This is a genomic window from Acinetobacter sp. Tr-809, from assembly GCF_011753255.1.
Classification (GTDB): domain Bacteria; phylum Pseudomonadota; class Gammaproteobacteria; order Pseudomonadales; family Moraxellaceae; genus Acinetobacter.
Map to the genome: position 1 here is coordinate 113,269 of NZ_VWVZ01000009.1, position 26,766 is coordinate 140,034.

A 26,766-nucleotide genomic window follows, 5' to 3' on the forward strand; every position below is an offset into this window, starting at 1 on the left:
CAATCTTAACTTTACTTTTTTGTTGTATCGCATATCCCTATGACGACTTCTCACATTGACTCCGAATATCAAGCAAGTGCCATTGAGCCTCAAGTTCAACAAGACTGGGACAATCGCAAAGTTTTTAAAGTTGCAGACACTGTAGAGGGCAAACATCGCTATATCCTGTCGATGTTCCCGTACCCAAGTGGCAAACTGCACATGGGGCATGTGCGCAACTATACCATTGGCGACGTGATCAGCCGTTTCCATCGTTTAAAAGGTGAAACAGTATTACAACCAATGGGTTGGGATGCTTTTGGTTTGCCTGCTGAAAATGCAGCGATTGCACACCAAGTTGCACCAGCGAAATGGACGTTTGAAAACATCGCTTATATGCGTGACCAATTAAAAAAATTGGGCTTGTCTGTCGATTGGGATCGCGAGTTTGCGACTTGTACACCAGAATACTATCACTGGGAACAATGGTTATTCGTACAACTTTATAAAAAAGGCTTGATCTATCGTAAGCTTTCAACAGTGAACTGGGACCCTGTCGACCAGACTGTTTTAGCCAATGAACAAGTTGAAAATGGTCGTGGCTGGCGTTCAGGTGCATTGGTTGAAAAACGCGATATTCCAATGTACTACTTCCGCATCACCGACTATGCACAAGAATTATTAGACGACCTAGATACGTTAAAAGACGGTTGGCCACAACAAGTTTTGACCATGCAACGTAACTGGATTGGTCGTTCGACGGGGATGGAAATTACCTTCCCTTCTGCGAATCCAGCCATCTATGCTGATGGTTTAACTGTTTATACCACGCGCGCTGATACCTTAATGGGTGTGACTTATGTTGCAGTTGCGGCAGAACACCCTATGGCACTGAAAGCCGCGGAAAATAATCCTGAACTTGCTGCATTTATTGAAGAATGCCGTATGGGTTCAGTTGCAGAAGCAGATTTAGCGACTGCTGAAAAGAAAGGCATGGCAACAGGCTTATCTGTTAAGCATCCAGTGACTGGCGAAGACCTCCCTGTCTGGATTGCTAACTATGTATTGATGTCATATGGTTCAGGTGCTGTGATGGCGGTTCCTGCGCATGACGAGCGTGATTTTGAATTTGCCAATAAATTCGACTTGCCAATCAAACAAGTGATCGATGCCAAAGGCGCTGATGATGCTGAATACTCAATTGCTGAATGGCAAGAATGGTATGGTTCTAAAGATGGCAAACTGGTTAATTCTGGCGAGTTTGATGGTTTAGCTTTCCAAGCTGCTTATGATGCCTTCCTTGCAAAATTAGAACCACAAGCTCTAGCAAATTCTAAAGTGCAATTCCGTTTACGTGACTGGGGTGTTTCTCGTCAACGTTACTGGGGCTGCCCAATTCCAATGATCAACTGTAACAGCTGTGGTCAAGTCACAGTTCCAGAAGATCAATTGCCAGTGGTATTACCGACTGATGTAGTTCCAGATGGTTCGGGTAACCCATTGAACAAGATGCCTGAATTCTACGAAACCAAATGCCCAAGTTGTGGTGGCGATGCACGTCGTGAAACAGATACCTTGGACACCTTTGTAGAATCATCTTGGTACTATGCACGTTATGCATCTCCAGACTTTACTGGCGGTATGGTAAAACCTGAAGCAGCACAAAGCTGGCTTCCTGTGAACCAATATATCGGTGGTGTTGAACACGCAATCCTGCATTTACTTTATGCACGTTTCTTCCATAAATTGATGCGTGATGAAGGTGTGGTACAAGGTAATGAACCATTTACTAACTTGCTCACCCAAGGCATGGTGTTGGCAGATACCTTCTATCGTGAAGCAGAGAATGGTAAGAAAACTTGGTTTAACCCTGCTGATATCGAATTAGAGCGTGACGAAAAGGGTCGTATCCTGTCTGCTAAATATTCAGGTGATGGCCAGGAAGTTGTGATCGGCGGGCAAGAAAAAATGTCGAAGTCGAAAAACAACGGCATCGACCCACAAGCGATTATTGACCAATACGGCGCAGATACTGCTCGTGTCTTCATGATGTTTGCTGCACCACCAGATCAATCATTAGAATGGTCAGATGCAGGTGTTGAAGGTGCTAATCGTTTCTTGAAACGTGTTTGGCGTTTGGCTGCTGGTTTCTTGGAAAAAGGCAATCAAGCAACAGCAATCGATACAGCAAACTTGTCGAAAGACGCGCAAGATTTACGTCGTAAAACGCATGAAACTATCCAAAAAGTGGGTGATGACATTGAACGTCGTCATGCGTTCAACACGGCAATTGCCGCATTGATGGAATTACTCAATGCCAGCAACAAGTTCGAAGCAAAAGATGATAACGATGTTGCAGTTGCACGTGAAGCAATCACCACATTGTTAACCTTACTTGCACCGTTTGCACCGCATTTGAGTCAAACCTTGTTAACTCAATTTGGCTTGGAATTAACGACAATTGAATTCCCGCAAGTGGATGAATCAGCGTTAACTCGTAATACACAAACGATTGTTGTACAAGTGAATGGTAAACTTCGTGGTAAGTTAGACGTCGCAGTCGATATCTCAAAAGATGAATTATTGGCATTGGCAAAAGCATTACCAGAAGTACAGCAATTCTTGACAGGTCCAACCAAGAAAGAAATTGTAGTACCAAATAAACTTGTTAATTTAGTGGTTTAATTTACTGCTTAAATTCCATTTCCTGACCGGAGCTGGAATTTATCGAAACAAAACCCCATCAAAGCCCGCTGTCATTCAACGGGCTTTGATTCTAAAATGTGGTCAATTTATCAAGATTAAATCTTCCATATTTGATGGAAGATCATAAGGACAAAGCATGCATTTAGCTCAACGTTTAGCTGCTATCGTTTTAACTTTAGGTCTAAGTGCAGGCTTGGTCGGCTGTGGCTTTCATTTAAAGGGAAGCAATCCTACAGCAGCACCATTGGTCTACAACAAACTGACTTTAGTCCTACCTGACAATACCGATCAGCTTGAAAATCAACTCAGCATTTATCTTGGTGCAACTGGCGTACAACTCAGTAATGCCAATGATGCCTATGTCCTTCGTGTTCTGGATTACACCCCGCGTCGCCAATTACTAAATGGTAAGTTGACTGAAGTCCTGTTACGTCTAACCGTGACTTTCCAGATCGAAGATCGTCAAGGTAAGAAAATTACTGAACCACGTACCTTAACCGCATCTCGTACTTATCAATATGACGTTGCAACCGTCAACACCGATAACCAACAAGAAGCTTATTTAAACCGTATTGTGATTGACGATGTAGCACAGCAAATTACGCGTCAAATTGCTGCCAATCGTTTACCTAAAGCTCAGCCTTAATTTGTCATTATGAAACTGGATTATGTTCAAGCATTAAAACGTATCAATGAAGCTCGTGGTGCATGGATCATGCACGGACAAGAGCCTTTGCTTGAACAAAATCTGCTTGATAGCTTTCGCAAAAGCTGGCAAGAACAAGAAGTTGAGCGGCAGCGTTATGACATCAGTAGCGTCAATGACTGGAAGAATGTCTTTAATGCACTCAACAGCTTGTCCCTGTTCTCACAGCAACTGGCAATTGAAGTACATGGCAATATTAAGCCCGATGCCAATGGCTTAAAACTGCTAAAAAGCTATATTCAACATAATGAACACAACTTATTGCTGATTGTTTTACCTAAACAAGACAGCAGTAGCTTAAAGTCTGCCTTTTTCCAAGTGGTCGAAGCCAATGGCGTGGTGGTTGCGCTAACAGCGACCTACCCACAAGACCGACAACGCATCTTAAGTATTGAAGCCGAAAAACTTGGTATCCAGCTGAATAATGAGGCATGGCAATGGTTAATGCAGCATCATGAACACAACTTGTTGGCTGCTAAAAACAGTTTAATGCGTGTTGCAGACACCTTCCCAGATATCCAACAGATTCAGATTGAACAACTGTATGCCTGTTTACAGGATCAATCACGCTATACCACTTATGATTTAAGTGATGCCTTACTTGCAGGAAACTTAGCGCAGTCAGTCAAGATTTATCAGTATCTGATCGCTGCAGGTGAGCCTGATAGTTTGATTTTATGGACCCTCAGCAAAGAAATGCGCTTATTGATGCAGCTGTTTGAACAACCACATAATGCGATTCAACTTGGGATTTGGAAAACCAAAGTATCGCAATATCAGCAGGCCTTACGTCGTTTAAACCCGAGACAATTTTTGACTTGGTCTGAGTTATTGCTGCGCATTGATGCAGCCATTAAAGGCATGTCCAAAGAAAATCCAGAACATCTGATGCTACAAGCCTTAGCTGAACTATGTGGTACCACCCTGTTTGCTCAACCCGCTTAAACCACTCAGTTCCATCTCATCATAAAAATAATGGATCAACGCATGTCATTCCATTTAAGCCCGAGCCAAACTGAAAAAATCAAAACAATATTCAAGCAAGCTGATGCATTGATCATCAGCGCAGGTGCAGGCATGGGCGTTGACTCGGGGTTGCCTGATTTCCGCGGTAATCAAGGCATGTGGCAAGCCTATCCCGAGCTTGGCAAACAGCGTATCGATTTTACCGAAATTGCCAATCCAGCCGCGTTTAAACGGCATCCACGTTTGGCTTGGGGATTTTATGGGCATCGCTTGGCATTGTATCGTCAAACTAACCCACATCAAGGTTTTCAACAACTGAAGAGATTGGCTGAAATATTAGAACTACCCTCTTTTGTGTTTACCTCAAATGTCGATGGGCAATTTCAAAAAGCGGGGTTTAATCCTGATCAAATTTATGAATGTCATGGTTCAATCCACCATCTGCAATGTCTGGGCGCTTGTACACAGACCATTTGGTCAGCAAATGAATTGCTACCAGAGATTAATCATCAAGACTGCCAATGGTTAGGAGAACTCCCTCAGTGCCCAATTTGTAAGGGCTTAGCCCGACCAAATATTTTAATGTTTGATGATATGTCATGGATTAGCCGACGTCACACCCAGCAAGCAAAGCGCCTAGAGGCTTTTCTAAAGAATCATCAGCATCCTGTGGTGATAGAAATGGGTGCTGGTACAGCTATTCCAACGGTACGCTACTTTAGTGAACGATTTTCCCCTTATCTGATTCGAATCAATCTGCGTGAATACACCCTTCCCATTCAGGGTGGCATCGCGCTCGCAACAACTGCCGAACAAGGAGTCCGCAGTATTTATCAGATTTTTATAGAATAACTTATCGACAAAAAGGCAAATAATTCTCATTCTAGATTAAAAATATTCACGCTTTATCCTTATTTCACTTTTATACTAAGTCCAGTTTTTCACTTTTGACCTGCTGCCATGCCAAAAACAAACGCTAAAAAAATCCAGCCTCGTAAAATTATCATGATCGCTATCGGGGTGCTGATCATTGCAGCACTTGGATGGATGTTCTTTAAACCTAAAGCTCAGGCCCCACAGTATATTAGTGCTGAAGTTTCACGTGGCGATATTGAAGATTCAGTATTGGCAACAGGCGTACTCGAAGCAACCAAAATGGTCAGTGTCGGTGCGCAGGTATCAGGTCAGGTGAAAAAAATGTATGTGCAATTAGGCGACCAAGTCAAACAAGGTCAGTTGATTGCGCAAATTGACTCAATTCGCCAAGAAAACGAACTCAAGACAGCCGATGCCAGTATTAAAAATCAACAAGCTCAACTGGCAGTACAACAGGCCAATCTTGCTAAGGTAGAAGCTGAATACAAACGCCAACAGGCGATGTATAGCCAAGATGCCACCTCACGTGCTGAACTTGAAACAGCATTGGCTAACTTTAAAACAGCGCAAGCGCAAATCACCTCAATCAATGCACAAATTGAACAATCTCGCTTAACACTTGCAACTGCCAAAGAAGATTTGGGTTATACCCGTATCATTGCACCGATGGATGGCACCATTGTGGCGATTGTGACGGAAGAAGGTCAAACCGTAAACGCCAACCAAACCGCACCAACCATCGTGAAATTAGCCAAACTGGACACCATGACCATCAAGGCACAGATTTCTGAAGCCGATGTTATGAAAGTTGAAAAAGGACAAACCGTCTATTTCACCACTTTAGGCAATAGCGATAAAAAACATTACGCTAAATTACGTCAAGTTGAACCTGCACCAAATTCAATTAATACTGAAACTACCAGTAACAGTAGTTCATCTACCTCGAATGCTGCGGTGTACTACAATGCACTGTTTGATGTACCGAATGAGGATGGCAAACTCCGTATTGATATGACGGCGCAAGTCTATATTGTACTTTCGGAAGCAAAGAATGCGCTGACTGTGCCTGCTGCTGCCATTCAAACTCAACGTGGCAACCGTGGTAAAGGCAGCCAAGCCAATGGCAATTCATCGGCTGATCAAGCGAAAAAAACAGATGCTGATAAAGCACAACGTCCAAAACGTCTTGAACTAAGCGATGAAGAAAAAGCGCTGGTTGCACAAGGTAAAGCCTCAACAGGCATGGTTCGTGTCCTACAAGCTGATGGTACAGCTCAACCACAACCAGTGTTGATTGGTCTGAATAACCGTGTCACTGCACAAGTGTTGAAAGGCTTGAAACAAGGTGACCAAGTCGTGATTGCAGATGCCTCAGACAGCTCGAATGAAGCGGCAAAACGTAGTAATCAACGTGCAATGAGAATGTAATATGACTCAAAATCAAACACATTCATCACAGCCACTGCTTGAGGTCAGTGACCTCACCCGTGAGTTTCCTGCGGGTGAAGGTACAGTACAGATTCTCAAAGGCATTGATTTAAAAATTTATGCAGGTGAGTTGGTTGCGATTGTCGGGCAATCAGGTTCAGGCAAATCGACCCTGATGAACATCTTGGGTTGTCTGGATAAGCCCAGCGCAGGGAGTTACAAGGTCAATGGTCGAGAAACACGCCAACTAGAACCAGATGAACTAGCACAATTACGCCGTGAATATTTTGGTTTTATTTTCCAGCGTTATCACTTACTAGGTGATCTCAGTGCTTCTGGTAACGTTGAAGTTCCTGCAATTTATGCTGGCGTAGACAGCCATATTCGTCAAGAACGTTCTGCTGAATTGTTGTCTGAGCTAGGACTTGAAGAACGTTTACATCATCGACCAAGCCAGTTATCTGGTGGTCAGCAACAACGTGTGTCGATTGCGCGTGCGCTAATGAATGGTGGCGATGTGATTCTTGCCGATGAGCCAACAGGTGCATTGGATAAGAATAGCGGCATCGAAGTAATGCGCATTTTGCGTGAGCTGAATGCCAAAGGTCATACCATTATTCTGGTCACCCACGATCTTAATGTTGCTAAAAATGCGACCCGTATTATCGAGATCAGTGACGGGAATATTATTTCAGACCGTGCCAATACGCCTGAACATGATGATTCTGAACTCGAACATCAAACACTACAGCGCACCCCACAAAAGAAAACCTCCGCTTGGCGTTCTTTCTTTGACCGTCTCGGCGAAGCGTTCCGTATGGCATTGCTTGCCATGAATGCACACCGCATGCGGACTTTTTTAACCATGCTGGGGATTATTATCGGGATTGCCTCCGTGGTCTCGGTGGTGGCACTGGGGAATGGTTCACAGAAACAAATTTTAGAAAATATCAGTAGTCTGGGTACCAATACCATTACCGTCTATCAAGGTCGTGGTTTTGGTGATAATTCACGGGCATCTCAAGTCAAAACACTGGTCCCTGCCGATGCCGAAGCACTGGCCGAACAACCTTATGTAGATGGTGTCAGCCCTTCTGCCAATACCAGTTTAACCCTGCGTTATAAAGATACTGAAGCAGCAGCAACCGTAAATGGGGTCAGTTCTGATTTCTTCTATGTCCGTGGACTGACTTTTAAATCCGGGCAGCCCTTTGACAAAGAAAGTGTGACTGAACGTGCTCAGGATGTGGTAATTGATACCAATACTGAAAAGACCTTCTTTGCGGATGGCACCAATCCCGTAGGTCAAGTCATCCTTTTAGGTAGCGTACCGAGTCGGATTATTGGGGTCATTGATGCTCAGCAAGGCTTTATGAGCTCAGACAGTCTAAATGTATATCTACCCTACTCCACGGTCATGAGTCGTATGCTAGGACAATCCAATGTGCGTAGCATTATTGTCCGTATCAAAGATGAGTATCCAAGCAGTGCAGCTGAAAATGCCATCTTGACGCTACTTGAACAACGTCATGGTGCGCAGGATGTATTTACCCAAAACTCAGACAGTATTCGCGAAACCATCCAGCAGACCACTGCAACCATGACTTTGCTGATTTCAGCAATTGCCGTGATTTCTTTGGTCGTAGGTGGTATTGGAGTGATGAACATTATGCTGGTGTCTGTAACCGAACGAACCCAAGAAATTGGGGTACGTATGGCGGTTGGTGCTCGCCAAAGTGATATTTTGCAGCAATTCCTGATTGAAGCGATTCTGGTCTGTTTATTGGGCGGTATCTTAGGTGTACTCCTATCTTTAGGCATTGGACAAATCATCGGGCACTTTGCCAAAGGTGTGATTGAAATGAGTTATTCAACTACTTCAATTGTTGCGGCCTTTGTCTGCTCAAGCATGATTGGTATTGTATTTGGCTTCTTGCCAGCACGAAATGCGGCACAGCTCGATCCAGTTGCTGCTTTAGCGAGAGAATAATCAGCAAAAATTGATCTCAGAAATAAGATACTCGGGAATGTCATCCGCAACCTGCGTGGTATCAACAAGATATTGTTTCTGCGTGAAGTTAGATAAATGAAAAAAATAGAACAGGTTTTGCGGATGACGATGGTTTTGCCTACTTTTCCCGAAATGAGAAACATCGTTTCGTAAGGTAGGTCGAGCCGAAGGCTTAAACTGAAAATGGATGAGAACTCGATAAGACACTGTCTCGATAATCATGCTCATTCAAATTATTAAGGGAATGACGATCAATGTTATTCAAACAACATAAAATCGCACTTGCACTTTGTCTCAGCACATCCTTAGCTGGCTGTTCTGCTGTGGTCAAAACACCCTATAACGCACCAACAGTCCAAGTACCACAACAGTTCCAATACGACGCACAAAAAAGTAAAAGCATCAATCTAACCGATCAATGGTGGACGCTTTTTAACGATGCTCAGCTGAATCAATTGGTCGATCAAGTGCTCGCTAAAAATAGTGACTTAAGTGTCGCAGGTATCACCCTGCAACAAGCCCGACTACAAGCAGGTCTGGCTGAAAATAAACAAGGGATTCGAACCAGTTCAAGTGTCTCTGCGGGTCATAATTATGATCTGCGTTCTGGCGATGGCTCTGATCGTGGTTTATCGACTAGCGTTGGCGTTAGCTATGAACTCGATTTATTTGGCAAGCTTGCCAGCCAAACCGAAGCAAGCCGATGGGAAGCTTTAGCCACTGAACAAGATTTGCAAGCGACAGCACAAAGTTTGGTTGGAACAACAGCCAAACTATATTGGCAGCTGGGCTATCTGAATGAGCGATATCAAACCATTCAGCAAAACTTGGCCTCAACCCAAAAAACCTATTCTTTGGTACAGTCGCAATATAAAGCAGGTGCGGTATCTGGTTTGGACTTAACCCAAGCTGAACAATCAGTGCAAAGCCAAAAAGCCAGTCTCAGTCAGATCGAGCAGCAGCGCGTCGAAGCACGAACTGCACTTGCAGTGCTGTTGCATGAACCAGTACAACAACTCAATATTCAAGAGCCTGCGCAGTTACCTCGCAATGCCCTGCCGAATATCGCGGTCGGACTCCCTGCTGATATTTTATCGCGTCGCCCAGACCTACAAGCATCTGAGTTACGCCTACGCAAGACTTTAGCCAATAAGGATGCGACTAAAGCCAGCTATTATCCTTCAATCAATTTGACTGGGAATGTTGGTTCTTCAAGCACGTCTTTAACCCAACTATTAAAGAATCCTGCTTTGACACTGGGCGCAAGTCTCAGCCTACCTTTCCTTCAATATAATGATATGAAGAAAGATATTGCGATTAGCGATCTTGAGTATGAAAAAGCGATTACCCAGTATCGTCAAACACTATACCAAGCTTTTGCCGATGTTGAAAACGCGCTATCCAATCGCACTCAGCTGAATCAGCAAGTACAGTTACAGCAACGTAATGTCGAGCTGGCAGATAAGACTGAACGTTTAACCGAAGTGCGTTATCGCAATGGTGCGATTGCTTTAAAGAACTTATTGGATGCGCAGGAAACCACACGTAATGCACGACTCAGCTTGGTGGAAACCAAGCAGAATCAATACAATGCCTATGTGACTTTAATGCAAGCCATGGGTGGAAGTCCTGTAAAAGAACTACCTAAACAATAGTCCTAGCGCTATTGTTTTGTACTGTTATTCTTTCACCAGATCTGGATTATTCTGGATCTGGTGAATTCGTTTAATCTTGTCTTGATCATCAAACACAACTTCATATGAAAGTTGCTGACCATTGAAATACATCTCGGTTGGAGAACCAATCACTTCCCATAGACCAATGGTGGCAATATCCGCAGTGGTGTGCCATAGCGTACGGCTGATTCTAGCTGCTTTTGAGTAGCCTTGCTGGAAAGTATAAATCTCTTTACGTTCGCCATTCACTGTTTCTGAAGTGACGGGTGCGCCCAATTCAGAAATCACATAATTTCGATGTTTCCCCACTTCTAAAACTGCCATATTCTTTTTATGCGGTTGGTTACTTGCCATCACTGCGGCACAACCTTGAAGTGAAAGAAGAGTGACTAATCCAAAAACAACAGCTATTTTCTTCACGTTTGAATGACCTACCCCGAAAGCTAAAAATAATATGTTTATCGACATTCTGTTTAGAATTTTCGATTCAGCAAAAACCAGCCTTAATTAGCATATAAAGGATAGGATGACAAATGGTTAGTTATACTTGTTGATATATTTTAAATATATCACGCATTGTAAACTAAAATATAAGATCAGAGCTTATGAAGTAATATTGCTCATAGCTGTTGTGTTGACGTAAATCTTGCTGTTTTATGTGCTAGTTGAAATCTAGTTATATTAAATAAGAATTAAATTGGTTAGGCTTGTCTAATATCACACGACAATAATAGGAACATGATTTGAAGCTAAAGATGCCATGTATAAAGTGTTTTGATCAAGATCGAATTCAAGAACCAGTCTTCTCGTATCTAGAGATTAGCGACAGCAATATTCACGAAGCCACTTGCGCTCGCGGACATACTTATCTCGTTGCCCTGACTCAGCATAAGCACGAAGTTTTATTTGAGATTGGAGCAATGGCACTGGCTGATGGATACCCTCGGGAAGCAATCGCAACCATTGCAGCTGCACTTGAACGTTTCTATGAGCTTTGCATTCATATCATCTGTGCGAGTCGAAGAATTCCCGAAGGGCAATTAGATGCAACATGGCGCTTAGTTGATGCGGCATCAGAACGTCAGTTCGGTGCCTTCTTATTTTCCATGCTCCTCTGGTCAAACGAATGCCCCGAAGTGATTGACAATAAGAAGCCTACACTTCCTAACATCGCCAAAAGCAACACAAGAACATGGAAAGAGTTCCGAAATGCTGTCATCCACAAAGGGCTACTTCCTCCTGAGCATGTTGCCATAGAGTATTGCGAACTCGTCTACGCACATATCAATCAACTCACAGAGAAACTAACTTCGGAGCATAAGGCAGAATGGCTAGCTCAAGCTCAAAGACAGGCAACAGAAGCTCAACAAAAGAACTCGGAAAAGGAGCTAATAGTTTATGCTGTCCCAACTACTTTATTCTTGGCTCGCGGCACAAATGCAGCTGGTAGCTTTAGGGAGGCATTGAAGCAATTAGGTGACTACAGAGAAATTTATACGCGATGACTGGTACTACCATACAAATGCAACGTAGTAACACAATATCAAAAAGTTTCGCCTTTACACACCAACCAAACTAGGGCTTTATAATTTAAAGAACCCACCCTCCTTTAAAAACAAAGCCGCTATAAAAGCGGCTTTATCAAATAATTTAGATTAATCTAATTATTCATCATCCATCATGCTTTGGCTCATACCAACCGTATTAAAGCCACCATCAACATACATGATTTCGCCAGTAATACCTGAAGCCCACGGCGAGCACAGGAACAATGCAGCATTGCCCACTTCTTCAATGGTCACATTACGTTTTAATGGTGCAATCTTTTCATTGGCATCTAACATTTTACGGAAAGATTTAATGCCCGATGCAGCCAAAGTACGGATTGGGCCCGCAGAAATTGCATTCACACGAATACCGTCTACGCCCAAGCTTGATGCTAAATAACGAACGCCTGCTTCTAACGATGCTTTGGCCATACCCATCACGTTATAGTTCGGCATCACACGCTCAGAACCTTGATAAGTTAAGGTCAATAAACAACCTTGGCGCGCTTGCAATAATGGTTTAGCCGCACGTGCCATTGCGATAAAGCTATAGGCACTAATGTCATGTGCAATTTTAAAACCTTCACGGTCGGTCACGTCAGTAAAGTCACCATCAAGTGTATGAGCAGGTGCAAAACCGATTGAATGCACAACACCGTCTAAACCATCCCAGTGCTTTGCCAATTCAACAAAAGCATTGTCAATTTCTGCATCAACAGCAACATCACAAGGAAAAACCAGTGTTGAACCAAACTGTGCTGCAAAATCATCGACGCGCTTTTTCAGCTTTTCATTTGGATAAGTAAACGCAAGCTCTGCACCTTCACGGTGTAATGCAGAAGCAATACCGAAAGCAATCGATAATTTACTTGCAATACCGGCAATTAAAAAACGTTTACCAGCTAAAAGTCCTTGTGACATCTTATTCTCACTCGAAAAATTTTCACCACATGATGCCAATAATCAGCGCATTGCGGAATTGCATAATCCATCTTTTTTACAATCTTGCATAAAAAAATCGCCTTCCTTTGAAGACGATTTGTATTTTTACTTGAATCAGAACTTAATCATCACCGCGTAACAAACTCAATAAACGTAAGAATGAATAATACATCCACACCAAAGTCGCCAATAATGCGATGGCACAGATCCATTCAAATGCTTTTGGTGCACGTTGTGCAGCCGCATTTTCAATCAAGTCAAAGTCCAAGATCAGATTCAATGAAGCAATCACAGCAACAAAAGCAGCAAAGCCAATACCCAACCAGTTACTTTCAAAGATATAAGGAATACTTGAACCAAAAGCCAAACGTAGAATGATTTGCACCACAAATACCAAGGCAATCGCAATCGAAGCTGAAATCACAACTGCTTTAAACTTTTCAGTGGCACGAATCACTTGGAATTTATATAAGGCAAATAAAACCAATGTGGTCACGAAAGTCGCAAGCAATGCTTGTAAAGGAACACCCGGATACTTCAACTGGAAAATAAACGATACCCCACCTAAAAATGCCCCTTGAAATAGGGCATAAGGAATCGCTAAAGCAGGTGCGGTATTGCTTTTAAATGTGGTAATCAACGCAAGGATTAGACCACCGACTGCTCCAATAATCGTAGCAGCATAGGCAATCGAAAGATTCGCTGTCATCGCACAGTAGAAAAATAAGCCCATGCCTAAAACAGCAGCAATCACGGTTAAAAGTAAAGATTTTTGAATCGCACCTTGAATGGTCATTGGCTCAGCCAAATCTTGATAGGTTTCCACCCGCGTTAAAATAGGGTTGGTACTTTGCATGTATGCTCTCTTTTTATAGTTTGCAATTAAAAGCCGAGTTTAAGCGATTTTTTGATCAAGCCCAAACTTTTTTAACGTATTAAAAAAGGAGCCTAAGCTCCTTTTATGTATTACGCAATAATCGATTACTTATCGTTATTCATAATAAAAAAGTATTCGCGGTAGTATTTCAATTCTGCAATCGAATCACGGATATCATCCATCGCCAAGTGTGATGCATTTTTCTTTAAACCGCTCATAATTTCAGGTCTCCAGCGTTTCGCTAGCTCTTTCACCGAAGACACATCTAAATTACGATAATGGAAGAATTGTTCCAATTCAGGCATCAAACGATGCAAGAAACGACGATCTTGGCAAATCGAATTACCACACATTGGTGATGATTTTGGACTCACCCATTTCTTTAAGAACTCAAGCGTTTGCTGTTCTGCATCTTGAGCCTTGAGTTTGCTACGGCGTACTCGCTCAATCAAACCCGACTGGCCATGTTGTTTGGTATTCCACTCATCCATCGCATTTAGAATCAAATCAGATTGATGTACCGCTAAAACAGGTCCTTCAGCCAAGATATTCAAATGGTCATCTGTAATAATTGTTGCAATTTCAATAATCTTGTCATTATCGGTATCGAGACCTGTCATTTCCAGATCGATCCAAATTAATCGTGTATCAGGGGTGCTGCTCATGGATGGCGATTCTAAAGTGCTTAAAAACATCAATAGTAGCAAATTAATTACATCTTGGCTGTAATTCTATAGTGGCTTCGTGCTATTTTTGCGGTCTTCAAAGTGTGGATTTTTTGGGATATGAATGGCTTTAATTCGTAAGCGTCGTTTAACCGAACAACAGCAACGTCGTATTGAGAAACAGCATAAATCACGTCAAGACGACATTGATACATCGCAAGATCTGGATGGACTGGTTGTTCAGCATTATGGTCGTCAACTCGAAGTACAAGCTTTATCTGTGCCTGAACAGCACCCTGAAAAACCACAAGTCGCTGAAGGTGAGCCAGAACCGTTCTGGAAACCGATCGAACTCGACAGCGTTTGGCGTTGTCATACCCGTACTAACCTAGAACTGTTGGTGACTGGCGATCGCGTTAAATGGCAGGCTGATCCGATTACAGGTTTAGGCATTATCACCGCGATTTATCCAAGACAATCGTTGTTAACTCGCCCCGACCGTTATCACAAAGTGAAACCCGTCGCAGCCAATATCAGTTTGATTGTGATTGTATTTGCACCTTTACCAGAACCAGCACCCACACTGATTGACCGCTATCTAGTGGCCTGTGCCGATGCCAATATTCCAGCATTACTGGTGCTGAATAAATCCGACTTGCTCACTGAAAATGATCCGATTCTTACCTTACTGAGTGAATATGAATCATTGGGCTATGAAACCTTGATTTGTCATTCGCAAGGTGACTTATCTGTGCTTTCAAATCGTATTGATAATGAAACCGTGGCTTTCGTTGGACAATCAGGTGTCGGCAAAAGTTCATTAATCAATACCATCGTTCCAGATGCTGCCCAGAAGACCAATATCATTTCTGAGAACTCGGCACTGGGGCAACACACTACCACCTCCACTCGTTTGATTAAATTTGGAACAAACGGTGCGTTGATTGATTCTCCTGGAATCCGTGAATTTGGGCTGTGGCATCTTAGTTTAGAAAAGGTTCGTACCGGTTTTCCTGAGATCGAAGCTCATCTGGGGCTGTGTCAGTTCCGTAACTGCACCCATACGCATGAGAAAAATTGTGCGCTGAAACAAGCGGTTGATGCAGGCGAGATTTTGCCACGCCGTCTCGATAGTTATTTACGCTTACTCGATGAAATTCAGGAAGCACAGCAAAAAAGTTAATTTTCTTCGCTGCTTGCCCTTGAACTAAAGATTTTGATCACCATTGAGATAAGTTATACTCAGGGTCAATTTTGATTTTAACTTTAGGTGACTTGTGGAACGCTGGTTAGAGTTTATGGGGAATCACCCCTTCTTATTTGGTGCGCTCGGCGTGTTAATCGTGTTGTTCTTTGTTTTAGAAGGACAACGCAATGGTCGTAAAATTTCACCACAATCTCTAGGTATTTTGGTCAAGGCTAAAAATGCCATTTTGATCGACTTACGTGATGGAAAAGATTTCCGTGATGGTCACATCAGCGGTAGCCGTAACATTCCATACAGCCAGATTACAAGTCATGTCGATGAATTAAAAGCAAGTGATCGTCCACTGGTCTTCATTTGTAACTTAGGTCAGGTTGCAGGCTCTGCATTGCAAAAAGTTGGTCATGCCGACAGCTACCGTTTAGACGGTGGTATTAGCAATTGGAAAGCTCAAGGCTTACCTTTAGTGAAAAGCAAAACCAAAGCTTAAGGAGAGATAAAATGACTACTCAAAACGTCACCATTTATTCAACGCTTTCTTGCCCATATTGCGTACGCGCAAAACAATTACTTGAGCGCAAAGGCGTTGCTTATAAAGAAATTAATCTTTCCAATGAAGCACCAGAAGTTCGTATTGAGTTAATGCAACGTACCAATCACCGTACTGTGCCGCAAATTTTTATCAAAGACCAATTCATTGGCGGTTTTGATCAACTTTATGCTTTAGAGCGTGAAGGCAAACTCGACCAATTATTAGCTTAACAACATCTAAATCCAAGATTTAAGGAAAAACAATGAGCGAAGAACAAGTTCAACCACAACTCGCGTTAGAACGTATCTATACAAAAGACATCTCTTTTGAAGTTCCTGGTGCGCAAGTATTTACTAAGCAATGGCAACCAGAGTTGAACATCAATTTATCTTCTGCGGCAGAAAAAATTGATGCTACACACTATGAAGTGTCTTTAAAAGTTGTGGTTCAAGCAAACAACGAAAATGAAACTGCGTTCATCGTTGATGTAACTCAATCAGGTATCTTCTTGGTTGATGGTGTAGAAGAAGATCGCCTTCCATACATCTTAGGTGCTTACTGCCCAAATATCCTGTTCCCGTTCTTACGTGAAGCAGTGAATGATTTAGTGACTAAAGGTAGCTTCCCGCAATTGCTGCTTACACCAATCAACTTTGATGCTGAATTTGAAGCAAACATGCAACGCCTACAAGCGGATGCAGATGCGCAAGGTCAAGCATAAGCTTTACTCGTGAAGCAAAAAAGCCACAGCAATTGCTGTGGCTTTTTTATGATAATAAAAAGATTTAAATAAAACGAGAATAAACCATGACCACAGCACTTTATTCACTTTGCCAACAGGTTTTTCCTGAGCTTGTGCAAGTTCCCTATCCCATTCATACACAAGATTTTTATCAATTTATCAATTGGGTCAATACTTTACACTCCAACATTCAATACGTTGAGTTAAAAGAATATTATGACAATGATACCAACAAGTGTTATCAACTACAGCAAGCCCAAGTGGATATTGAGCAACTGAATAACCGTATTGAAGTAGAAGTCGAACAACTGTTTGCTGAATATGCAGATAGCACACCAGAACAGCAGAATGAAACTGATTTTGCTGAGCACATCTATTCGATTTTATTTGACAATATCTATGCGGTTGCAGAACAACATGGTCTGGCCTTGTTATTGATCTCGAATGAAAATCCTTATTGGATGCTGGTTCCCGACCAAACTGAACAGATTAATCGCCTGATTGAAGCTTTTAATGCAACGTTTTCCGATGTTGAGCTCTATCACTATGTTTAATATTGAGTCGCCTTATTCCACAATGGTTCTAAATGTCAAATTCACCCGTGCCGTACTGACTTTTTTGGTTGGTGGTAAGCGATGCAGCCAATAGGTCTGCGTGGTGTCTTTCATCACCAATAAACTGCCATGTTCTAAATAAAGTTCGACTTTCTCTTTGCTCTGCTTATGTTTAAATGCGAACTTCCGCTCTGCGCCAAAACTAAATGAGGCAATCGCACCATCTTTTTTTAAATCCGTTTCACCATCACTATGCCAAGCCATCCCCTCTTCGCCATTATGATAAAGATTCAACAAGCAAGAGTTGAATGTCTCGCCCGTTAAATTTTCGGCCAGTTGTTTTAACTCCAGTAATTCCTGCGTCCAAGGCAAGGCATATTTATTCATATTGGAATAGGTATATTCAAAGCGTCGATCTCCATACCACGCCACTTTACGTTTAGTCGTCAATAACTTTCCAAAGATCAGTGCCTGATCATTTTCCCATGCAATGGTCTGCATCAACTGATCAAAATAATGATCAGTTGATGCCGTTGGTACGACCTTACCATAGTACTGTACTGTGCCATCATAAGGTAAATGATTCTGCTTTGGATCAGCTTCAATATCAAATAGTTGCATCTTTCCACTTCTTATAAGCTTGCCGCATACAATGTCCACAAGGTCGGAAGCTTTGTGCAATTGCTTCGTGCTCATCGACAAAGAATACCCGATTGTTTTTCAGCATGCGCTTCCCTGAGGTACAGGTCAATCTGCCATAAATTTTAAGCTGTGCGTTTCCTGCAAACGAAATTTCCTGCTGTTTTATTTTCAGATGTAACTCTGTCTGTGTTAATTCTAGATGTCGCCACATCTGATTAACTTACCGCATCATGGAAAATGATGCCTAAGCTATAACGTTCACCGCGATGAATCGGACTCACCCCATGCTTCATATTGACCCGATAATAGCCTTGACTGCCTTTTTCAGGCTTAAACTGTGTGGTGAAAATCAGAAGATCACCTTGCTGTGGCTGCACCACCATGGCTTTGGATTGCGCTCTGGGCGTTTGTTGGGTAAAAACCAATTCTCCACCCCTAAAATCCACATTCGGCTGACTCAATACAATCACCAACTGTATCGGAAAGTACACCTCACCATATAAGTCTTGATGAAGCGTATTAAAGCCGCCTTGTCCATATTTCAGAATCAGGGGTGTTGCCAGCGTTTGTCCATGTTGTTGGCATTGCAGTAAAAATTCAGCATGGGAGGATGGAAAGGAGTGCTCTAACTTCAGCACCCGAAACCATGCATTGGCAATTGGGGCCAAATAGGGATAAAGCTCATGCCGTATTCGCTCAATCAGATTCGGTAAAGGGTAAGTAAAATATTTATATTCACCTTGACCAAAGCGATAACGTTGCATCTCTACGGTTTTACGATACAACTCGGTTTGTGAATATGCCTGTTGCAGCATTTCACACTGCTCTGTCGATAAAACCTGCTCAATCAGGGCAAAGCCCTGTTGGTGCATTTGCTCAGTGATGACCTCCCAATCCGCAGCTTGAATCTTATCAATCACGGTTTGGATTTGTGTCAATTCAGATGGCTGCATGGGTTTGTACACCTTCCCAACCAATCAATGCTGTTTTACGCAGTGTTCCCCATTCATAACCACCAAAAGCACCAGTGGACTGAATTACACGATGACAGGGAATCAAAAATGCCACAGGGTTACTACCAATAGCAGTACCAACAGCTCGTGCAGCTTTGGGATGTTCAATTGCCTTGGCCAACTCGCCATAGGTAGAGAGTTGCCCCATAGGTATTTTGAGCAGACTTTGCCATACTTTGAGCTGAAACTCAGTACCTTTTAAATGCAGTTTTATCTCTTCCAGTTGAGGTTGATCCTTTTGAAATAAGGCTAAAGCACTTTGTTGAAATGCATCAATCTGTTCAACAATCACGGCCTGAGGAAATTGTGCTGTTAACTGCTGCAAAGCATCAGCCCAATTGTCCACAAAACTCAGAGCACAAATGCCTTTATGTGTGGATGCAATCAGTACTTCACCAAACAATGTCTCTGCGAATTGATAGTGAATCGTCAGGCTTTGTCCGCCATGTTTATATTCGGCTGGGGTCATCCCTTCGATTTGAATAAACAAATCATGCAATCGACTGGTACTGGATAGTCCTGTGGCAAAGGTTGCATCAAAAATACTACCCTGCTCTTGTTTTAAAATCTTCTTGGCATGTTCAACACTAATATATTGCAAAAACTTTTTCGGACTGGTACCGACCCACTCGGTAAATAGGCGCTGAAAATGTGCTGGGCTTAAATGAATATGTGCAGCGACTTCATCCAATTGTGGTTGTTGCTGAAAGTTCTGTTGAATATAGTCAATCGCTTGAGCAATACGCTCATAATTACGTTGTTGTGAGGACATATCATCACCTCTCATTATTCATATTTTCACTGTAACAACTTTGCCATTCCGTGAAAATCTGAATCATGCTCAGTCTTAGCTTTATGTTCTGCCAGTCTAAATCCCAATAAAAAAGCTGCACTCTTCTGAGTACAGCTCCATCGTTTTATTATTTGTCACTTATATCTTAGTGGGTGTAATACTTATGCCCTTGATCGCGTAATTCAGCAATCTTCTTACCTTGCTTCTTAGCGTCATCCAACTTACCCGCTTGCACTAACAGTTTGGCTTTATCAATTTCAACCATGATCTGATCAAATAAAGACGTTGAGCTTGATACTTTGTCTGTCGTATTCGCAGCCAGCTTATACTGTTTTGAATGCACGGCAGCTGCACGCATATTATCCAAAGCAGCTGTAGCAGCTTGTGGGTTTTCAGCTTGGTTAAACGCTTTATAATTCTTTCCCAGCGTTTTCATATCATCTTCTAATCCAGCAGCCATAGCTGTATGGCTGAATGCAAAAGCAGAGAACAAGACAACAGTGGCTAAAGTTTTTTTAATCATTAGGATATCCTATCAAAAACTGTGGCTATGCTTTATTTGTGTAGGCAAAACATGATGCATTGGCTTCAAAGCAACAATGATAATTGCTGATTTAGCATACATAAAAAATGCAACGAAATCGTTGCATTTTGATAAAAAAATCGCGTTCAGGTTTTATAAGCGACGGCGTAAAGCATCCGCAATCGACTCAACCAATTGCTGGGAAATCTCTTGTTTTGATGCTTTTTCCAACTCACGCTTTTTCATGTGATAAGACTGCGCAAAGAACACGGTCATGGCATTTTCATCTGAGGCAAAACCAATATCTGGACGTGACACATCATTACAGGCAATCATGTCTAATTTTTTTGCCACCAGTTTGCCTGCTGCATATTCCTCGACATTTTGAGTTTCAGCTGCAAAGCCAACCATAAATGGACGCTCTTCTTGCTGCGCAATGGTCGCCACAATATCTGGATTTTTTACCAACGCGACAGCAAGCTCATCACCAGCTTTCTTAATTTTATGTTCTGCTACTTGTGCGACACGATAATCAGCCACTGCTGCGGTTGCGATAAAGATGTCACAGCCTTCTTTAAGCTGGTTCATACTGACATCAAGCATCTGCATCGCTGAACTGACATTGACACGTTGCACACCGTTCGGTGTATCCAAACTGACAGGCCCAGCCACCAAAGTCACTTTTGCCCCTGCTGCATAACAAGCTGCTGCCAAGGCAAAGCCCATTTTTCCAGTACTGTGGTTTGAAATATAACGTACAGGATCAATTGCTTCACGCGTCGGCCCAGCCGTAATAGTGACACGCTTACCCGCCAACAGACCAAATTTTTCAGCCAATGCACGTTGCGCTTTGTGGAAATAGGCTGCAACTTGACGCGCTAAATCTTCAGGCTCAGGCATACGACCTAGACCAACATCACCACAGGCTTGCTCGCCCGCATCTGGCATGATCACATGCACACCATCTTCGACCAGCGTTTGCAGATTACGTTGCGTGGCTTTCGCTGCCCACATTTGCTGATTCATAGCTGGTGCAACCCATACAGGCGCTTTGGTAGCTAGATATAACGTACTGAGCAGATCATCCGCCAAGCCATTGGCAAATTTTGCAATGCTGTCACAACTAGCAGGGGCAACCAGAACCAAATCGGCCCAACGTGCCAATTCGATATGTCCCATGCCTGCTTCGGCTTCAGGATCAAGCAATTCGGTATGCACAGGATTGCCTGAAAGTGCTTGAAAAGTAAGTGGGGTAATAAATGCTTGTGCGCCATGGGTCATGACCACACGAACATCAAAACCGAAATCTTTTAAACGGCGCACCAAGATGGCACTTTTATAGGCAGCAATGCCACCTGTAACCGCTAATATAATGTTTTTATGGGGAATAACACTCAGATCGAAGCTCACAAACAGGATACCTTACTGTTGCAGTGGCGCTCACAATAGCATTAAATAAATGGATACCCAAGTAGCAGCATCAACATTTCAGCGCGGATCGCGATCGAGAATAGTGTTGAAATGCCCTCGTATAAAAGGAAAAGACGCACGATTGTTTTTTCGAGCTAAAAAAATAATCACAATAAAATCAAAGGGAAATTAAGCATTGAATCAATCTATCAAAACCTGGCCTGAACAAGAACGTCCAAGAGAACGACTTTTATCCCAAGGCGCACAAAGCTTATCAGATGCCGAACTATTGGCGATTTTTCTGCGTTCAGGCTCTAAACAGCACTCTGCAGTGGAATTGGCGCGTATTTTAATTAAACATTTTGGCGGACTTAATTTGATATTTGATGCCAATTTTGAAGATTTATCACAATTTAATGGTATTGCTTCAACCAAATATGCACAGCTGATGGCTGTAAAGGAGCTTGGGCGACGTTATCTGAATAATCATTTCCAGCAACAGCGGCTTTGTCTGGATACTTCAACCCTAGTGCTCGACTATTTACGTTACGAACTGCAAGGTGAAAAACAGGAAGTTTTTGCGGTGCTGTGCTTAGATGCCGAGCTCAGAAAATTGCATTTTAAAAAGCTGTTCTTCGGTTCCCATCATTCCTGCACGGTTTCACTGAATCAAACCCTACGCTATGCCCTGCAACAACAAGCCTGTCAAATCGTGGTGGCACATAATCATCCCTATGGCACTGCCCAACCATCGACTGAAGATATTTATCTGACCCAACAACTCAAACAAGCCTGCAAACTGCTGGAAATTCACTTGATCGACCATTTTATTATTTCGCCAGAAGGCTATTTTTCATTTTCTGAACAACTACTACTCAACCCTATTAAAACCAAGCAATCTGGTCTTGACAAAGCTTAAATCAAACAGGAACATCAAGACATAAAATTAATGATTCAAATAACATGATTGTCCGTGACCAGCCGAGTATTTTTAAAGTTCTATTCTCATGGCGGGGGACGATTTTACCCAAAATTTTGCCCTCTCTCGGTTTCGTGATGCTGATCTCTGCCATCATTGGTGGAGTCGAGTATGTCAATCTATATCGTTTCCCGGAAATCCCATTAGTCGGCTTCACGTTGATTGGTGTAGTGCTGTCCATTTTCTTGGGATTTAAGAATACTGCTTGTTATGACCGCTGGTGGGAAGCGCGTAAACTCTGGGGCGTGTTGATTGCCACGGCGCGCCATTTTGACCGTGATTGTCGTGTCCTAACACAGGCACGTCGTGAACGTATCATTCAAAATGTAATTGTATTTGCCAACGTACTGCGTGACCGTCTACGCCATCAAACTGCTAATCCAACCGAGCTGACTGAAACCAGTGGTCTGAGCCAACAAGCCTTAACCCAACTTTATCAACAACATAATGCCCCGCAGTACACTTTGAGTCTGATTCAATGGGAACTTTTACAAGCCATGAAAGAAGGCGAAATCTCGGATATTATTTATACCCAGATGAACCGCCATGTGGCTGCTTTAAGTGAAATGCAAACTGGCTGCGATCGGATCGCGAATACCCCAATTCCATTTGCCTATTCAGTTTTGCTGAATCGTACCGTGTATTTCTTCTGCTTTATGCTGCCATTCAGTCTTGGCTCTTTATTGGGCTTGGTGACACCATTATTGGTCGGTATTTTGGCTTATACCTTCTTGGGTTTGGATGCTTTAAGTACTGAAATTGAGGAACCTTTTGGCACACAAAGCAATGATTTACCGCTGGATGCGATGGTCCGTTCAATTGAAATTGAATTACTTGGAACTTTAGGCCGCCCAACCCCACCGCCGATTCAGGCCCATGACCATAACTTACTCTAATGACAATGCCCTCCAATGAGGGCATTTTAATGTGGCTTAACATCAGTTAAATAAATTGTGACTGAACAATAGACTTAAAGCGTTCAGTAAACTGTCCATTCCAATAGGGATAATAAGGATAGGGCGGATAGATCGCACTAACCTTATTTAAACGTTCGATCTGTTCAGTCGACAGTTGAATATCCTTAGCAACAAGATTGTCTTGCAGTTGGGTTTGATTACGTGCGCCAATCAACACACTCGATATTGTGGGTCGCTGTAATAACCAATTTAAGGCAATTTGCGGAATCGTATAACCAGTTTCAACTGCAATCTGTTTCAGCACATCAATCACATTATAGAGATGTGCCTCGTTGACTGGTGGGGCAAATTGCGCGGTATCATGTAAACGGCTTTGTGCTGGAATCGGATTCTCCCGATCAAATTTACCTGTCAATCTGCCCCAGCCTAGAGGGCTCCACACTACCGCACCAATTTGCTGGTCATCATTTAAAGGCATCAGTTCCCATTCATAATCACGACCGATCAATGAGTAATAGACCTGATTGACCACAAACTTTTCATAGCCATATTGCTCAGCAATCGCCTGCGCCTTCATCAGTTGCCAACCTGAAAAATTTGAAGCACCGATGTAGCGTACCTTGCCACTACGAACTAGCACATCTAAAGTTTTCATTAACTGAGGCAATGCAGTAAAACTATCAAACTGATGCAGCTGTAATACATCAATATAATCCGTTCCCAGTCGAGTTAAGGACTGTTCAACTGCGGACAATAAATAATGCCGACTAAATCCTGCATCATTTAGATGTTCTGAACTACGAATCCCGATTTTGGTCGAAATAATAGTATGCTGCCGTTCTGATGCAAGCGCCTTACCGAGCATTCGTTCGGACTTTCCATCTGAATACACATCGGCCGTATCAAAGTAATTAATGCCTGCATCTAAACCAGCGCGAATCATCTGATTGGCTTCAGTTTGGTTGGCTTGTCCCCAAGCAGCAAAGATTTGTCCCTGCCCACCCAAGGTCCCTGCACCAAATCCCAACTCTGAAACCTTTAAACCCGAGTTTCCTAAGAAATGATATTTCATGGTCTGTCTCTTCAACCTGTGATTGCTTAAATACAAAAATAGCGCTAGGGATTTATTGGAAAAACCATGATAATCAAGAAATACTTTTCTGATTTTATTGATAATGAATACAGAAGATTTCCAGTTTTTTATTCGTGTTGCAGACTTGGGCTCGATCAGCAAAGCCGCACTGGATGCCAATATTTCGGTGTCGGTGGCCAGTCAGAAATTGCAGCGCTTAGAACAAAACCTACAATTGCGCTTATTTCATCGCACCACACGGAAACTGACATTAACCGATGAAGGTCGTGTTTTGCTTGAACATGGTCGACATTGGATTGCTGATTTTATTCACTTGCAAGAATCATTAAAGATTAAAGATCAGCCGCTTACAGGTACACTTCGGATTACGACCTCCGCAACCTTTGGCACAAAAGTTTTGATGCCTGTTATTGTCGAGTTTGCGCTATTGCATCCTGAACTGAAAATTCATTTAGATCTGAATGATCAGAACATCGATCTTATTCAGCAAGGTATGGACTTGGCCATTCGCATTGGTCAGTTAAAAAGTTCCAGCTTGGTCGCCAAACGGCTTAGCAGTAATCCACGTTTACTCTGTGCCTCTCCCAACTATCTGGACAAATATGGTCAGCCTCAGTGTGTAGCCGAACTCAAACAGCATCGTTGTATTTTGCAACAGCATGGTCAGGGTCTGACCGATCACTGGCACTTGGTCAATGCAGACGGTCAAGTTGAACAGGTTCATGTCGAGGGATATTTTGCGACCAACTCAGGTGAAGGTGTTCGACAAGCAGCTTTAGCTGGTCTTGGCATTTCCAATCATTCAATCTGGCATGTGGCTGAGGATCTTGCTTCAGGAAAATTAGTACCCGTCCTACCCGACTATCCTGTAGAAACAACGGCAATTTATGCGGTGTTCCCACATCGGCAGCTGATCGCGCCCAAAGTGCAGCATTTTTTAGATTATTTAATCGATTACTTCCAGCATCACAATCACTGGCGATTCGAAAACTAAGTTTATTCAAAGTCCCGCAAAAGCATGAAACATCCATTGCACGCCCCATATAAGCAGAATGAAAAAAACAAGGATGAGGCAAAGTTCTAATTTTTTCATATCACGGGGGATTTAAAGCATTCCCAAATCCCTTTCTGCCCCTCTTTAAGGCGTGGAGTCTGTCCCAATTTAATCCACGGCATATTCTCGCCATGAAAATCACTGCCGATCGAAACAGCTAAATCAAACTGTTGAATCATCCGATCCACCATTTGGCGTGTGGAAGCAGGTTCGATACTCGGTGGCAATTCCACCGCATCACCACCTGATTCAGCAAAGAGTTCAATCAAATAACGGATATTGGTGGCAGACAGGTCATAACGGGTCGGATGTGCAAGCACGGCGAAACCCTGACTGGCATGAATCACATCAATGGTTTCTTTTAAACCCATTCCCTCAAATTTCACAAAGGCTTTTTTACCTTCTTTCAGAAAACGATCAAAAGCCTGCTGTGGACGACTGACAATATTCTTTTCGACTAAGGCTTTGGCAATATGGGTTCGAGTGACACGATCTGCCTCCCCATCCACTTGGGCAATCACATCAGGATAGATATCAAAATCGATACATTTTTCTAAGAGCTGACAAATCACTTTTGCCCGTTCAGCACGGACTTTTTTTTGTTGTTCCAGCATCGCTTTGATCGGTGCTTCATCTTGCATATTCAAGGCAACGATATGTACCCCATAACTCTTCTTGGTATTTGGTCGAGACCATTGACTTGAAATTTCCACGCCAGAAATGATTTCAATATCATGTGCTTGTGCATAGTTCTGGGCACGCCCCAAGCCATCCATAGTGTCATGATCTGTAACGGCAAGGGTATGTATTTTTAAATCAACAGCCGCCTGTACCAGTTGCTCAGGAGAGAAGGTACCATCGGAAATGAGCGTATGTGTGTGTAAATCGACACCGAACATGGTTTGTATTATGCTATCTGACCTATTTCATC

General features: G+C 42.7%; 28 protein-coding genes. 16 read left to right on the plus strand and 12 right to left on the minus strand.

Annotation, left to right across the window (positions count from 1 at the left end; all coding sequences use genetic code 11):
* The first annotated feature begins 39 nt into the window (after positions 1 to 39).
* The 7 genes from leuS to F3J02_RS17385 all read left to right on the plus strand — a co-directional run bounded on the left by leuS (position 40) and on the right by F3J02_RS17385 (position 10,327).
* The gene (gene leuS, locus F3J02_RS17355) at positions 40 to 2,664 is read left to right on the plus strand and encodes a leucine--tRNA ligase (RefSeq protein WP_167251287.1); all 2,625 of its coding nucleotides are present in this window, start codon (positions 40 to 42) and stop codon (positions 2,662 to 2,664) included.
* Positions 2,665 to 2,821: 157 nt separating this feature from the next.
* Complete coding sequence (gene lptE / locus F3J02_RS17360) at positions 2,822 to 3,331, plus strand: LPS assembly lipoprotein LptE (protein WP_167251289.1); 510 nt, start codon at positions 2,822 to 2,824, stop codon at positions 3,329 to 3,331.
* Between the two features lie 9 nt (positions 3,332 to 3,340).
* A complete protein-coding gene (gene holA, locus F3J02_RS17365; protein ID WP_167251291.1) occupies positions 3,341 to 4,336 on the plus strand; it encodes a DNA polymerase III subunit delta in 996 nt (331 codons plus the stop codon).
* 42 nt (positions 4,337 to 4,378) lie between these two features.
* Complete coding sequence (locus F3J02_RS17370) at positions 4,379 to 5,209, plus strand: SIR2 family NAD-dependent protein deacylase (RefSeq protein WP_167251293.1); 831 nt, start codon at positions 4,379 to 4,381, stop codon at positions 5,207 to 5,209.
* A gap of 108 nt (positions 5,210 to 5,317) precedes the next feature.
* Entirely contained in the window at positions 5,318 to 6,661 is a 1,344-nt protein-coding gene (locus F3J02_RS17375) for a MacA family efflux pump subunit (RefSeq protein ID WP_167251295.1), read from the plus strand.
* A 1-nt stretch (position 6,662) separates the two neighbouring features.
* The gene (locus tag F3J02_RS17380) at positions 6,663 to 8,651 is read left to right on the plus strand and encodes a MacB family efflux pump subunit (protein ID WP_167251297.1); all 1,989 of its coding nucleotides are present in this window, start codon (positions 6,663 to 6,665) and stop codon (positions 8,649 to 8,651) included.
* 275 nt (positions 8,652 to 8,926) lie between these two features.
* Positions 8,927 to 10,327 carry an efflux transporter outer membrane subunit gene (locus F3J02_RS17385; RefSeq protein WP_167251299.1) on the plus strand — a complete coding sequence of 467 codons (1,401 nt, stop codon included), beginning with the start codon at positions 8,927 to 8,929 and terminating at the stop codon, positions 10,325 to 10,327.
* A gap of 24 nt (positions 10,328 to 10,351) precedes the next feature.
* On the opposite strand, the gene F3J02_RS17390 is transcribed toward F3J02_RS17385, so the two are convergent.
* Positions 10,352 to 10,768 carry a hypothetical protein gene (locus F3J02_RS17390; protein ID WP_167251301.1) on the minus strand — a complete coding sequence of 139 codons (417 nt, stop codon included), beginning with the start codon at positions 10,766 to 10,768 and terminating at the stop codon, positions 10,352 to 10,354.
* Positions 10,769 to 11,091: 323 nt separating this feature from the next.
* Here F3J02_RS17390 and F3J02_RS17395 point away from each other — a divergent pair, with 323 nt between their 5' ends.
* Positions 11,092 to 11,853 (plus strand): hypothetical protein, encoded by a 762-nt coding sequence (locus tag F3J02_RS17395; protein ID WP_167251303.1) that lies wholly within the window; start codon positions 11,092 to 11,094, stop codon positions 11,851 to 11,853.
* A 159-nt stretch (positions 11,854 to 12,012) separates the two neighbouring features.
* Here F3J02_RS17395 and F3J02_RS17400 read toward each other — a convergent pair whose 3' ends face one another.
* The 3 genes from F3J02_RS17400 to orn form a co-directional block, all read right to left on the minus strand.
* Positions 12,013 to 12,816 carry an enoyl-ACP reductase FabI gene (locus tag F3J02_RS17400; protein ID WP_005184938.1) on the minus strand — a complete coding sequence of 268 codons (804 nt, stop codon included), beginning with the start codon at positions 12,814 to 12,816 and terminating at the stop codon, positions 12,013 to 12,015.
* Positions 12,817 to 12,958: 142 nt separating this feature from the next.
* On the minus strand, positions 12,959 to 13,693 hold the full coding sequence (locus F3J02_RS17405) for a Bax inhibitor-1/YccA family membrane protein (protein WP_167251305.1): 735 nt from the start codon (positions 13,691 to 13,693) through the stop codon (positions 12,959 to 12,961).
* A gap of 125 nt (positions 13,694 to 13,818) precedes the next feature.
* Complete coding sequence (orn, locus tag F3J02_RS17410) at positions 13,819 to 14,379, minus strand: oligoribonuclease (protein WP_005184949.1); 561 nt, start codon at positions 14,377 to 14,379, stop codon at positions 13,819 to 13,821.
* A 124-nt stretch (positions 14,380 to 14,503) separates the two neighbouring features.
* Between orn and rsgA the strand changes: the two genes are divergently transcribed.
* The 5 genes from rsgA (at position 14,504) to F3J02_RS17435 (ending at position 17,411) form a co-directional block, all read left to right on the plus strand.
* Positions 14,504 to 15,562: a ribosome small subunit-dependent GTPase A gene (rsgA, locus tag F3J02_RS17415; protein WP_005319238.1), complete on the plus strand. Its 1,059-nt coding sequence runs from the start codon at positions 14,504 to 14,506 to the stop codon at positions 15,560 to 15,562.
* 94 nt (positions 15,563 to 15,656) lie between these two features.
* Positions 15,657 to 16,073, plus strand: coding sequence for a rhodanese-like domain-containing protein (locus F3J02_RS17420; protein ID WP_016543083.1), 417 nt, complete (start codon positions 15,657 to 15,659; stop codon positions 16,071 to 16,073).
* A gap of 11 nt (positions 16,074 to 16,084) precedes the next feature.
* A complete protein-coding gene (grxC, locus tag F3J02_RS17425) occupies positions 16,085 to 16,345 on the plus strand; it encodes a glutaredoxin 3 (RefSeq protein WP_005184953.1) in 261 nt (86 codons plus the stop codon).
* Positions 16,346 to 16,377: 32 nt separating this feature from the next.
* Positions 16,378 to 16,836, plus strand: coding sequence for a protein-export chaperone SecB (gene secB, locus F3J02_RS17430; RefSeq protein ID WP_004804306.1), 459 nt, complete (start codon positions 16,378 to 16,380; stop codon positions 16,834 to 16,836).
* Positions 16,837 to 16,922: 86 nt separating this feature from the next.
* Positions 16,923 to 17,411 carry a hypothetical protein gene (locus tag F3J02_RS17435; RefSeq protein ID WP_167251307.1) on the plus strand — a complete coding sequence of 163 codons (489 nt, stop codon included), beginning with the start codon at positions 16,923 to 16,925 and terminating at the stop codon, positions 17,409 to 17,411.
* A 12-nt stretch (positions 17,412 to 17,423) separates the two neighbouring features.
* On the opposite strand, the gene F3J02_RS17440 is transcribed toward F3J02_RS17435, so the two are convergent.
* The 6 genes from F3J02_RS17440 to coaBC all read right to left on the minus strand — a co-directional run bounded on the left by F3J02_RS17440 (position 17,424) and on the right by coaBC (position 21,792).
* Positions 17,424 to 18,032: an alpha-ketoglutarate-dependent dioxygenase AlkB family protein gene (locus F3J02_RS17440; protein WP_167251309.1), complete on the minus strand. Its 609-nt coding sequence runs from the start codon at positions 18,030 to 18,032 to the stop codon at positions 17,424 to 17,426.
* On the minus strand, positions 18,019 to 18,264 hold the full coding sequence (locus F3J02_RS17445) for an Ada metal-binding domain-containing protein (RefSeq protein ID WP_167251311.1): 246 nt from the start codon (positions 18,262 to 18,264) through the stop codon (positions 18,019 to 18,021). Before F3J02_RS17445 ends, F3J02_RS17440 begins: the two co-directional genes overlap by 14 nt.
* Before the next feature lie 4 nt (positions 18,265 to 18,268).
* Positions 18,269 to 19,006 (minus strand): 2OG-Fe(II) oxygenase, encoded by a 738-nt coding sequence (locus tag F3J02_RS17450; protein ID WP_167251313.1) that lies wholly within the window; start codon positions 19,004 to 19,006, stop codon positions 18,269 to 18,271.
* The gene (locus tag F3J02_RS17455) at positions 18,993 to 19,838 is read right to left on the minus strand and encodes a methylated-DNA--[protein]-cysteine S-methyltransferase (protein WP_167251315.1); all 846 of its coding nucleotides are present in this window, start codon (positions 19,836 to 19,838) and stop codon (positions 18,993 to 18,995) included. The genes F3J02_RS17450 and F3J02_RS17455 overlap by 14 nt, the downstream gene beginning before the upstream one ends.
* A 166-nt stretch (positions 19,839 to 20,004) precedes the next feature.
* Positions 20,005 to 20,382 (minus strand): cytochrome b562, encoded by a 378-nt coding sequence (locus tag F3J02_RS17460; protein ID WP_167251317.1) that lies wholly within the window; start codon positions 20,380 to 20,382, stop codon positions 20,005 to 20,007.
* Between the two features lie 153 nt (positions 20,383 to 20,535).
* Positions 20,536 to 21,792, minus strand: a complete 1,257-nt coding sequence (coaBC, locus tag F3J02_RS17465) for a bifunctional phosphopantothenoylcysteine decarboxylase/phosphopantothenate--cysteine ligase CoaBC (protein WP_167251318.1) — start codon at positions 21,790 to 21,792, stop codon at positions 20,536 to 20,538.
* A gap of 196 nt (positions 21,793 to 21,988) precedes the next feature.
* On the opposite strand from coaBC, the gene radC reads away from it, so the two are divergent.
* The gene (radC, locus tag F3J02_RS17470; protein ID WP_167251320.1) at positions 21,989 to 22,711 is read left to right on the plus strand and encodes a RadC family protein; all 723 of its coding nucleotides are present in this window, start codon (positions 21,989 to 21,991) and stop codon (positions 22,709 to 22,711) included.
* A gap of 44 nt (positions 22,712 to 22,755) precedes the next feature.
* Positions 22,756 to 23,667: a bestrophin family protein gene (locus F3J02_RS17475; RefSeq protein ID WP_004655906.1), complete on the plus strand. Its 912-nt coding sequence runs from the start codon at positions 22,756 to 22,758 to the stop codon at positions 23,665 to 23,667.
* A 46-nt stretch (positions 23,668 to 23,713) separates the two neighbouring features.
* On the opposite strand, the gene F3J02_RS17480 is transcribed toward F3J02_RS17475, so the two are convergent.
* Positions 23,714 to 24,760, minus strand: a complete 1,047-nt coding sequence (locus F3J02_RS17480; RefSeq protein ID WP_167251322.1) for an aldo/keto reductase — start codon at positions 24,758 to 24,760, stop codon at positions 23,714 to 23,716.
* Between the two features lie 103 nt (positions 24,761 to 24,863).
* Here F3J02_RS17480 and F3J02_RS17485 point away from each other — a divergent pair, with 103 nt between their 5' ends.
* The gene (locus tag F3J02_RS17485) at positions 24,864 to 25,775 is read left to right on the plus strand and encodes a LysR family transcriptional regulator (RefSeq protein ID WP_167251324.1); all 912 of its coding nucleotides are present in this window, start codon (positions 24,864 to 24,866) and stop codon (positions 25,773 to 25,775) included.
* Between the two features lie 95 nt (positions 25,776 to 25,870).
* Here the strand turns inward: F3J02_RS17485 and F3J02_RS17490 are convergent, their stop codons facing one another.
* Complete coding sequence (locus tag F3J02_RS17490) at positions 25,871 to 26,734, minus strand: PHP domain-containing protein (protein ID WP_167251326.1); 864 nt, start codon at positions 26,732 to 26,734, stop codon at positions 25,871 to 25,873.
* Positions 26,735 to 26,766: the final 32 nt, after the last annotated feature.

Excerpts from the sequence above, each read along its gene's own strand:
- leuS (WP_167251287.1), top strand. The coding sequence starts at position 40 with ATGACGACTTCTCACATTGACTCCGAATATCAAGCAAGTGCCATTGAG.
- lptE (WP_167251289.1), top strand. The coding sequence starts at position 2,822 with ATGCATTTAGCTCAACGTTTAGCTGCTATCGTTTTAACTTTAGGTCTA.
- holA (WP_167251291.1), top strand. The coding sequence starts at position 3,341 with ATGAAACTGGATTATGTTCAAGCATTAAAACGTATCAATGAAGCTCGT.
- F3J02_RS17370 (WP_167251293.1), top strand. The coding sequence starts at position 4,379 with ATGTCATTCCATTTAAGCCCGAGCCAAACTGAAAAAATCAAAACAATA.
- F3J02_RS17375 (WP_167251295.1), top strand. The coding sequence starts at position 5,318 with ATGCCAAAAACAAACGCTAAAAAAATCCAGCCTCGTAAAATTATCATG.
- F3J02_RS17380 (WP_167251297.1), top strand. The coding sequence starts at position 6,663 with ATGACTCAAAATCAAACACATTCATCACAGCCACTGCTTGAGGTCAGT.
- F3J02_RS17385 (WP_167251299.1), top strand. The coding sequence starts at position 8,927 with ATGTTATTCAAACAACATAAAATCGCACTTGCACTTTGTCTCAGCACA.
- F3J02_RS17400 (WP_005184938.1), bottom strand. The coding sequence starts at position 12,816 with ATGTCACAAGGACTTTTAGCTGGTAAACGTTTTTTAATTGCCGGTATT.
- F3J02_RS17405 (WP_167251305.1), bottom strand. The coding sequence starts at position 13,693 with ATGCAAAGTACCAACCCTATTTTAACGCGGGTGGAAACCTATCAAGAT.
- orn (WP_005184949.1), bottom strand. The coding sequence starts at position 14,379 with ATGAGCAGCACCCCTGATACACGATTAATTTGGATCGATCTGGAAATG.
- rsgA (WP_005319238.1), top strand. The coding sequence starts at position 14,504 with ATGGCTTTAATTCGTAAGCGTCGTTTAACCGAACAACAGCAACGTCGT.
- grxC (WP_005184953.1), top strand. The coding sequence starts at position 16,085 with ATGACTACTCAAAACGTCACCATTTATTCAACGCTTTCTTGCCCATAT.
- secB (WP_004804306.1), top strand. The coding sequence starts at position 16,378 with ATGAGCGAAGAACAAGTTCAACCACAACTCGCGTTAGAACGTATCTAT.
- F3J02_RS17435 (WP_167251307.1), top strand. The coding sequence starts at position 16,923 with ATGACCACAGCACTTTATTCACTTTGCCAACAGGTTTTTCCTGAGCTT.
- F3J02_RS17440 (WP_167251309.1), bottom strand. The coding sequence starts at position 18,032 with ATGCAACTATTTGATATTGAAGCTGATCCAAAGCAGAATCATTTACCT.
- F3J02_RS17445 (WP_167251311.1), bottom strand. The coding sequence starts at position 18,264 with ATGTGGCGACATCTAGAATTAACACAGACAGAGTTACATCTGAAAATA.
- F3J02_RS17450 (WP_167251313.1), bottom strand. The coding sequence starts at position 19,006 with ATGCAGCCATCTGAATTGACACAAATCCAAACCGTGATTGATAAGATT.
- F3J02_RS17455 (WP_167251315.1), bottom strand. The coding sequence starts at position 19,838 with ATGTCCTCACAACAACGTAATTATGAGCGTATTGCTCAAGCGATTGAC.
- F3J02_RS17460 (WP_167251317.1), bottom strand. The coding sequence starts at position 20,382 with ATGATTAAAAAAACTTTAGCCACTGTTGTCTTGTTCTCTGCTTTTGCA.
- F3J02_RS17475 (WP_004655906.1), top strand. The coding sequence starts at position 22,756 with ATGATTGTCCGTGACCAGCCGAGTATTTTTAAAGTTCTATTCTCATGG.
- F3J02_RS17480 (WP_167251322.1), bottom strand. The coding sequence starts at position 24,760 with ATGAAATATCATTTCTTAGGAAACTCGGGTTTAAAGGTTTCAGAGTTG.
- F3J02_RS17485 (WP_167251324.1), top strand. The coding sequence starts at position 24,864 with ATGAATACAGAAGATTTCCAGTTTTTTATTCGTGTTGCAGACTTGGGC.
- F3J02_RS17490 (WP_167251326.1), bottom strand. The coding sequence starts at position 26,734 with ATGTTCGGTGTCGATTTACACACACATACGCTCATTTCCGATGGTACC.